The sequence below is a fragment of the Bacteroidota bacterium genome, from assembly GCA_034723125.1.
GTDB lineage: Bacteria > Bacteroidota > Bacteroidia > CAILMK01 > JAAYUY01 > JAYEOP01.
The window spans coordinates 6,638-12,454 of the sequence record JAYEOP010000269.1 but is presented as its reverse complement, the minus strand read 5'-3'; the positions used below and the strand labels follow the sequence as shown (position 1 = coordinate 12,454).

At 31.2% G+C, this 5,817-nt stretch carries 5 protein-coding genes and 2 pseudogenes; 1 reads left to right on the top strand and 6 read right to left on the bottom strand.

Annotated elements, in window-relative coordinates; all coding sequences use genetic code 11:
• Positions 1-43 precede the first annotated feature (43 nt).
• From U9R42_07475 to U9R42_07450, 6 genes and pseudogenes are all read right to left on the bottom strand, one after another.
• The gene (locus U9R42_07475; GenBank protein ID MEA3495859.1) at positions 44-469 is read right to left on the bottom strand and encodes a type II 3-dehydroquinate dehydratase; all 426 of its coding nucleotides are present in this window, start codon (positions 467-469) and stop codon (positions 44-46) included.
• Between the two features lie 325 nt (positions 470-794).
• Positions 795-1,112 (bottom strand): helix-turn-helix transcriptional regulator, encoded by a 318-nt coding sequence (locus U9R42_07470; protein MEA3495858.1) that lies wholly within the window; start codon positions 1,110-1,112, stop codon positions 795-797.
• Position 1,113: 1 nt separating this feature from the next.
• Positions 1,114-1,275: pseudogene (locus U9R42_07465) on the bottom strand (type II toxin-antitoxin system RelE/ParE family toxin).
• A gap of 133 nt (positions 1,276-1,408) precedes the next feature.
• Positions 1,409-1,618, bottom strand: a complete 210-nt coding sequence (locus U9R42_07460) for a hypothetical protein (protein MEA3495857.1) — start codon at positions 1,616-1,618, stop codon at positions 1,409-1,411.
• Positions 1,619-1,849: 231 nt separating this feature from the next.
• A pseudogene (locus U9R42_07455) lies at positions 1,850-1,930 on the bottom strand (short-chain dehydrogenase).
• Positions 1,931-2,007: 77 nt separating this feature from the next.
• A complete protein-coding gene (locus U9R42_07450) occupies positions 2,008-2,949 on the bottom strand; it encodes an FISUMP domain-containing protein (protein MEA3495856.1) in 942 nt (313 codons plus the stop codon).
• Positions 2,950-3,187: 238 nt separating this feature from the next.
• On the opposite strand from U9R42_07450, the gene U9R42_07445 reads away from it, so the two are divergent.
• Positions 3,188-4,369, top strand: coding sequence for a PLP-dependent aspartate aminotransferase family protein (locus U9R42_07445; GenBank protein MEA3495855.1), 1,182 nt, complete (start codon positions 3,188-3,190; stop codon positions 4,367-4,369).
• Positions 4,370-5,817: the final 1,448 nt, after the last annotated feature.

Sequence of the window (5,817 nt, the reverse complement as noted above, 5' to 3'; positions counted from 1 at the left end):
CTCATTTCTCATCTCTCACTCCTCATCTCTCACTCCTCATCTCTCATCTCTCATCTCTCACTCCTCCCCTCACTGCCAATTCATAAACATCAATTCCAAAACCGGAAATTACTGCTTTAGCATGTTGTGAAATATATGATATTTTTCTGTAGTTTTCTCTTGCATAAATATTTGAAATATGCACTTCATAAACAGGAGTATTTATCGAAGCAACAGCATCAGCAAGAGCCACAGAAGTATGTGTGTAACCACCTGCATTTAAAATTATAGCATCATAAGAAAAACCTACTTCTTGAATTTTATCAATTAATTCCCCTTCATGATTTGATTGAAAATATTCAATTTTATGTTGTGGAAATTTTTCTTTGAGTCCAACAAGATAATCGTCAAAACTTTTTTCTCCGTAAATATCTGTTTCCCTAATTCCGAGGAGATTTAAATTTGGTCCATTTATAATAATTATTCTCATAATAAATTTCTAACACTATTAAAAATAAGGGTAAAGGTAGTTATTTTGATTTATTTACAAGCTGATATTGGATATAAAATGTGTATTGTGAATTTCCATGGCTTAAACTTTATTATATGATGTTATCAATATTTTCAGCTTTGCAAAATTGAGTCCACTCTTAAAAGTAATGAGTGCAGGTTTTGAAAATCAGGAATTGCCCCATTCCCTAAAGTGAGTCCTGATTTTCAGCTCCTTTTCCCTTTAGGGTTTGGGACAGAAAGGAGCTGAAAATCATTTTAAGACTTTTTAGAGTGGTCTCAAAATTAAATAGTTTATTTTCACATTATTTGGCAATTTCAAAATGAGAATCCTGATTAAATACAACACTCATATTAATTTTTGCCTTTAGTGCCGAAAATACATTTATTATTGTAGAAAATCTTACATCTTTGATATTGTTTTCCATTTTTGAAATTTGGGCTTTTTGAACTCCAATAAGTTCGCCTAGTTGTTCTTGCGTTAAATTTCTCTCCTTTCTTGTTTTTCTAATCATTTCTCCAAGAACATCTATTTTTAACTCAAATTCAAATTGCTTTCTTTCAACTGTATCCGATTTTCCAATATATTTATCTGTTAATTCTTCTAATGAATAAGTTTTCATTTTATTTCCTTTTTAATTTGAAGTACTTTTTTCTAATTTGCATTGCTTTATTAATTTCACTTTTAGGTGTTTTTTTTGTTTTCTTTAAAAATCCATTACAAACAATAACTAATGTTTCATTCTTATCTCGTTTATCCCAAAATGCTAAAAGCCTAATCTGTGTTCCTAAATAGTGCCTCTTAGAAAACTCTCCAAAATTAAAAATGTTTCTTTTTGCGATATTTTTATTTTCCTCAAATCCCTGATGCTAAGGCATCAGCTCATTTCCAAAAAGTAAAAATCTCATCAAAAATAATTCATTTTATAAAAATAGATAGTTTTCTAAGAGGCACTAAATATCTTGTTCTAAACTCCCATATTTCAATCGACAATTTTCTAAATAATCTTGGGTCATTTACTTCCTTAGATTTCCAAATATTAAAAATCACTTTCCTTTGTATTCTATCGTCAAGTTTATCAAGAAAATCCTTTGCTTGCTCTAATATCTTTACTTCGTATTTTAGCATCAATATTTTTCATGCAAACTTACAGCATTGTTTCCTTATAGGGAAATTATTTGTAATATTTTTTACTACCAATTCAAAACTAGAAATCAGGTTCTTAGGTAAGAAACACCGTTTACGTCAATGATAGAAACTATCATAAATTCAGGAGCTTCTGAAACACAGTATAAAACAGTGTTCGCTATTTCCTCAGCTTTTGCTGTAATGCATCACCACTGTTACTCCTGCATTATCAAGTAGTATTGCAATTCCTCTCCCTATTCCTCTTGATGCCCCCGTAACAAGTGCAATTTTGCCTTTCAGTAATTTTTTCATTTTAAAATATATTTTTTATACACTATTTAACTTTAAGGAAATTCATATCCAAGATAAGAAATAGTAAATAAAAAAAACTAATCTCTAACACAGCGAACACTGTATCCATAAGTTTTGAAATAATAGTTGCGATAAATATTTTCGTAAGAATTGAAAAGTAAGCGATACCATGCATAATTAACATCAAATTCCGTAGAAGTCCAGAATGTACCATAGAACCCCATACTATCACAACCACCATAACCATTGCGATACCCACCTGGCAAAGCAGTAAAACCACTTGAATTAGTTGCTCCTGTATTTGGTGAATACCAATGTGTTGTATCAATTTCTTTCATCATCCCACCTTCAATTGTACCACGCCAATTTTTACTATCAGCATCACTTTGGCTCATACCAAGTTCCATTTCCAATGTTTTCCATTCTTCATCTGATGGTAAATGCCAGCCATCGGGACATACATCACAAGTAGCTTCCCAATTGTATAAATAACCATAAGTTGTTACAAAATTATCATCACCATTATAAGCCCAATAACCTCCTCCACTTACTTTGAAGCGAATATTTTCAGCCATCCATGTTTGCGAACCTATTTTAATAATTTTATAAACACGGTTATCACGTGGGTCTGTAAAATCAGAAGTTAAGGAAATAATAATATTTATTTCAGCAGATTTTGTTGCACCCTCATTATCATAAGCAGTTACTTTTATTTTGTGAGAACCAAGACTCATTCCTGTGGTGTTCCACCTATAGTTAAATGGAGAACTACTTGCAGTACCAACGTTTACACCATCAATATAAAACAACACTTCTGCAATACTCCCATTATTATCTTGTGCATTTGTCATTATGGTTATTGCCGTATCCTGAAATACTGATGCTCCATTAGCAGGATTTGTTATAGATACAGTTGGAAATTCGTTGTCATCTTTGCATCCGCTAAAGATAATTCCAAAACTAATTATTAGTGCTAAAATCGGAAGAAAAAAACGATTTGTTAAACATAATTTTTTCATAATAAATTATTTTTTTGATAGCTTGTTTTATTCATCACAACAAACTCTTTCTCAAACACCTCTATATCAATCATAAATTATATTTAGCAAAATTACTAATTTTTTTCTTTAGGGATGTATTTTTTGATAAATATTATTTTAAAAACTCAAGGGGACTTCTAATAATTATTTTTTTTTTAACTTTGCTCCTATTTTAAAATTATTGTGAAATCAAAAAAACTAAATAAAAACAAATTTTATGGATACTAGAAATAAAGGTTTTAATACTAAATTAATTCACTCAGGTGATTTTAAAGATGAATTTGGAGCTGCTGTAGTTCCTATTTATCAAACATCAACATTTTCATTCAAAAATGCACAGCATGGTGCTGATTGTTTCTCAGGAAAATCTGACGGATATATTTATACAAGAATAGGTAATCCGACAATTGATGCTTTAGAAAATAAATTAGCCGACCTTGAAAACGGTTACAGAGGTGTTGTAATGTCTTCAGGAATGGCAGCCGTTACTACTGTTTATATGACACTACTCAGCCAAGGCGATCACATGATAAGTACAAGTGCTGTTTATGGACCTAGCCGTGCAGTAATGGAAAGTCATTTTGCAAAATTCGGTGTTGAATATGATTATATTGATACTTCCGACCTTGAAGCAATAGAAAAAGCAATTCAGCCTAACACAAAATTGTTATACATTGAAACACCTGCAAACCCTACAATTACATTAACTGATATTAAAAAAGCAAGTGAAATTGCTCATAAGCACAATATTATTGTTTGCGTTGATAACACATTTTCAAGTCCTTATTTACAAAAACCACTTGACTTAGGTGCAGACATTGCTTTACATTCATTAACAAAATTTATCAACGGACATGCTGATATTGTCGGTGGTGCATTGGTTGCAAAAGATGAAGAGCTTTACGGAAAATTAAGAAAAACAATGACTATGATGGGACCAAACATGGATCCTCATCAGGCATATCTTGTTATTCGCGGAGTAAAAACATTGGCAATAAGAATTGATAAAGCACAGGAAAGTGCAATGAAAGTTGCAGAATACCTTGAAAATCATCCTAAAATTTCATGGCTAAAATATCCCGGACTAAAATCTCATCCTCAACACGACTTAGCAACAGAGCAAATGAATGGTTATGGAACAATGATAAGCTTTGGAGTAAAAGGTGGTCTTGATGCCGGAAGAATTTTAATGGACAATATTCATTTGGCTAAACTTGCTGTATCACTCGGTGGAGTAGAATCACTAATTCAACATCCAGCATCTATGACTCATGCTGCAATGAGCCAAGAAGCACGAGAAGAGGGTGGTATTACTGATGATTTAGTACGTTACTCTGTTGGCATTGAAGACCTAAAAGACATTATTGACGACATTGATCAGGCATTAGCTAAAGTTTAACGAAGAAGTACTTATTAGAGTGCCTAAAGTGCCTTGAGTACTTAGAGTGCCTAAAGTTATAAAAGGTGTTTCGGGTTATTCTTTAAACACGGATTTTCACTTTTTTAATAAACCATAATTTATTACTAAATTCTGAACACCTGACTTAACGAGATATATTTTGTTACGAAAATATCGAATATTGAACAAGGAATTATGAATAATGAAATTTGCTGACCACAAAAGTTGCTCAGCATCTTCTTTTTACTTCAAAATTCTTTATTCCTTGTTTCGCAACCGCTAAAGCTACAGCGAACGTGGTCAATATTCATTATTAATAAATACATGAGATATTAAAAAATGTGAAAAATCGCTGTTAAACAAGTTAAAAGAAGAAGTACTTAGAGTTTTTTGAGTGCCTAAAATGCCTTGAGTACTTAGAGTGCCTAAAGTTATAAGAGGTATTTCGGGTTATTCTTTAAACACGGATTTTCACTTTTTTAATAAACCATAATTTATTACTAAATTCTGAACACCTGACTTAACGAGATATATTTTGTTACGAAAATATCGAATATTGAACAAAGAATTCTGAATAATGAAATTCGCTAACCACAAAAGTTGCTCAGCATCATCTTTTTACTTCAAAATTCTTTATTCCTTGTTTCGCAACCGCTAAAGCTACAGCGAACGTGGTCAATATTCATTATTAATAAATACATAAGATATTAAAAAATGTGAAAAATCGCTATTAAACAAGTTAAAAGAAGAAGTACTTAGAGTATTTTGAGTGCCTAAAGTGCCTTGAGTACTTAGAGTGCCTAAAGTTATAAGAGGTGTTTCGGCTTATTCTTTAAACACCGATTTTTACTTTTTCAATAAACTATAATTTTTTGCTAAATTCAGAACACCTGACTTAACGAAATATATTTTGTTACGAAAATATCGAATATTGAACAAAGAATTCTGAATAATGAAATTCGCTAACCACAAAAGTTGCTCAGCATCATCTTTTTACTTCAAAATTCTTTATTCCTTGTTTCGCAACCGCTAAAGCTACAGCGAACGTGGTCAATATTCATTATTAATAAATACATAAGATATTAAAAAATGTGAAAAATCGCTATTAAACAAGTTAAAAGAAGAAGTACTTAGAGTATTTTGAGTGCCTAAAGTGCCTTGAGTACTTAGAGTGCCTAAAGTTATAAGAGGTGTTTCGGCTTATTCTTTAAACACCGATTTTTACTTTTTCAATAAACTATAATTTTTTGCTAAATTCAGAACACCTGACTTAACGAAATATATTTTGTTACGAAAATATCGAATATTGAACAAAGAATTCTGAATAATGAAATTTGCTGACCACAAAAGTTGCTCAGCATCTTCTTTTTACTTCAAAATTCTTTATTCCTTGTTTCGCAACCGCTAAAGCTACAGCGAACGTGGTCAATATTCATTATTAATAAATA

Bases quoted from the DNA above. Each gene is read 5' to 3' on its own strand.
- U9R42_07460 (MEA3495857.1), bottom strand. From the start codon at position 1,618: ATGCTAAAATACGAAGTAAAGATATTAGAGCAAGCAAAGGATTTTCTT.
- U9R42_07475 (MEA3495859.1), bottom strand. From the start codon at position 469: ATGAGAATAATTATTATAAATGGACCAAATTTAAATCTCCTCGGAATT.
- U9R42_07470 (MEA3495858.1), bottom strand. From the start codon at position 1,112: ATGAAAACTTATTCATTAGAAGAATTAACAGATAAATATATTGGAAAA.
- U9R42_07450 (MEA3495856.1), bottom strand. From the start codon at position 2,949: ATGAAAAAATTATGTTTAACAAATCGTTTTTTTCTTCCGATTTTAGCA.
- U9R42_07445 (MEA3495855.1), top strand. From the start codon at position 3,188: ATGGATACTAGAAATAAAGGTTTTAATACTAAATTAATTCACTCAGGT.